We start from the raw sequence: 1,135 nt of genomic DNA, 5'->3' as shown, positions 1-1,135 counted from the left end.
TCATGCGGTTTCGCCTCCGATCAGGTGGGCGGCTGATCCGGCGGGGATCGGGCCGTTGGGCAGGATGGAGACTTTGACCGAGCCGCCGGAGGAGTCGCCGACCATGTCGAGTGCGGCCTGGAAGTCGTCGAGGGGGTATTGGTGGGTGCAGACGGTGTCCATCGGCAGGGTGCCGTCTTCGATGAGCTTGATCGCCGCCGGCCAGCAGTGCGGGCCCAGGTGGGCGCCGAGGACGTCGAGCTCCTTGTCGTCGGAGATGATCGACCAGTCCACTGAGGCTTTGTCCTTGAAGACCGAGTACTCGATGAAGCGGCCGAGCTTGCGCAGGATGTTGATGCCCTGGGAGACGGCGGAGGGGTGGCCGGTGGCCTCGATGTAGACGTCGGCGCCGTAGCCGCCGGTGAGGTCCTTGATGATGGTCTCGGCGTCCTGGGTGGCGATGTTGATGCTCATGTCGGCGCCGCAGGCCTCGGCGAGGGCGAGCTTCTCGTCGACCATGTCCAAGGCGATGATGCGCAGCGGGTTCTTCTGCCGGGCTCCGGCGATCGCGGAGAGTCCGATGGGGCCGGCGCCGGCGATGACCACCGTGTCCTCGAACTGGATGGAGGCTCGTTCGACGGCGTGCATCGCACACGAGAGCGGCTCGGAGAAGGCGGCGTGGTGGCCGGGCAGCGCGGAGCTGACGGGGTGGGTCAGCGCGCGGGCGGGGACCAGGACGTATTCGGCCATCGCGCCGTCGAAGCCTTTGAAGCCGAACATGTCGTGGGGTTCGCACATCCAGTAGGCCCCGCGGCGGCAGTAGAGGCAGTCCCAGCAGGGCACGATCTGCTCGCAGGCGATCCTCTCGCCGATCTCGGCGCCGCGGGTGCTCAGCGCGCCGGCGCCGGCGGCGACGATGGTGCCGACGAATTCGTGGCCGGGGATGCGGTCGGTCTCGGCCCAGGCGGGTTTGTGCTCGCCGCCCCAGAATTTCTCCGCGCCGTGGTAGCACTTCAGGTCGGAGGCGCAGACGCCGACGGCGTCGGTGCGCAGCAGCAGTTCGCCGGGCCCGGGGGTGGGGACGTCGCGGGTGGTCAGGCGGTAGTCGCCGGGGCCGTGGACGACGACGGCGCGCATCGTCTCCGGCAGGGCGGAG

General features: G+C 69.3%; 1 protein-coding gene. It reads right to left on the bottom strand.

Annotated elements, in window-relative coordinates; genetic code table 11:
* The coding region (locus GCL72_RS09640; RefSeq protein ID WP_246161129.1) for a zinc-binding dehydrogenase at positions 1 to 1,135 on the bottom strand (1,135 nt) is incomplete at its 5' end.

Origin of the sequence: Nesterenkonia halophila, assembly GCF_009467795.1 — a bacterium.
GTDB classification, from domain to species: Bacteria; Actinomycetota; Actinomycetes; order Actinomycetales; family Micrococcaceae; genus Nesterenkonia; species Nesterenkonia halobia.
This window is presented reverse-complemented; position numbering and strand designations above follow the sequence as displayed.